Consider the following 1,520-nt stretch of genomic DNA (forward strand, 5'->3'; position numbering starts at 1 on the left):
CGGGTGAACACCGCGACGGTGCGTCCCGGGACGGTGAAGGTGCCTGTAGCGGCCGTGTAGGAGGACGACTTCACGGTGTCGTCGGAGCCGGTGGCCTGGACGGGGTGGAGGGTGTAGGGGGTGCCGGCGAGGGCGGTGATGTGCTGTTCCTGCCGCTGCGGGGTGGCGTTGAAGACGACGACGAGGTTGCCGAGTCTCATGGTGATCACGCCGGGGGTCTCGTCCGTGCCGGACAGCGGGAAGGAGAGGCGGTCCTGGACGTCGGTGGTGGTGGCCAGGGAGAAGTCCTTCTCGGTGGTCCGGATCCGCAGCAGGTCCCGGTAGGCGGCCGAGGCCCCGGTGATCTGCGGACAGCCGGCCTTGACGGTGGTGAGCAGCGGCCGGGCGTGGTCCCACTTGGAGTGGTTGTCGGCGGCCGGGGGCAGTCCGCGGCCGAAGCCGTTGCCGTCGGCGCAGTCCCAGTGGATGGCGTTGAACCAGTCCCCGCTGTCGAAGGAGTTGCGGTCCAGGGACTTGGAGCGCAGCAGGTCGCTGCCCGCCTGGGAGAGTGCCGGGCCCTGGGAGAGGGTGGCGGTGGCCATGGCCAGGACCTGCATCCGGGCCCGGTCACCCGGGGACGTGTCGCGGGGCAGTTTGTAGGCCAGGGCGTCGAACAGCGACTCGTTGTCGTGCGCGTCCGCGTAGGCGAGGGCGTCTCCGGGGGCGTCGGCGTATCCGGCGGGCGCACCGTTGTAGTCCACCCGCGCACCCGTGACCGGCTTGCCGCCGCTGTCGGTGAAGCGGTACTTGGCGAGGTTCCCGGTGAGCCCGATCTTGATCAGGTCCTGGTAGTGCAGCAGCCGGGCCTTCTGCTCCTCCTTCGTGCCGTTGGCGGGGGAGGTGTTGGGGTCGGTGTACAGGCCGGAGGCGAAGCCCTGCACGCCCGGGTCGGCGTCGAAGGGGGTGCCGCCGCGTACCGCGTCGCGGGCCCGGTCGGAGAAGGTGGCGATACCGGTCCCGGCCATGTTCTTCTGCGTGGCCTGCACGAACCGGGCGTCGTCGGCGACCTCGCCGAAGTTCCACCCCTCCCCGTACAGGATGATCTTCTTGCCGTCCACGCCGTCCTTCGCCGGGGTCAGCGCGTCCAGGGCCTTGCGGACGGCGAGGATGTTGGCCTTGGGATGGTGGCCCATCAGGTCGAAACGGAACCCGTCGACCTTGTACTGCTTCGCCCAGGTGACGACCGAGTCCACCACCAGCTTGCCCATCATCGCGTTCTCCGGCGCGGTGTTGGCACAACACGTGCTGCTGGCCACCGACCCGTCCGCCAGCAGCCGCTGGTAGTAGCCCGGCACGATCCGGTCCAGCACCGAGGTGTCCGCCTGCCCGCTCGCCGCCGTGTGGTTGTACACCACGTCCATCACGACCCCGAGCCCGTCCTGGTTCAGCGCCTGCACCATCCGGCGGAACTCCACCGTGCGGGCCGGACCATCGGGATCGGTGGCGTACGAACCCTCCGGAACCGTGTAGTGGTACGGGTC

The 1,520-nt window shown here is 69.7% G+C and carries 1 protein-coding gene; it reads right to left on the reverse strand.

All coding sequences use genetic code 11. The features are described from left to right. Positions 1-1,520, reverse strand: a 1,520-nt coding sequence (locus H5J33_RS34880; protein WP_181798658.1) for an alpha-1,6-glucosidase domain-containing protein, incomplete at both ends; no start/stop codon positions are given.

Source organism: Streptomyces sp. WELS2, from assembly GCF_013870595.1.
Taxonomy (GTDB): Bacteria; Actinomycetota; Actinomycetes; order Streptomycetales; family Streptomycetaceae; genus Streptomyces.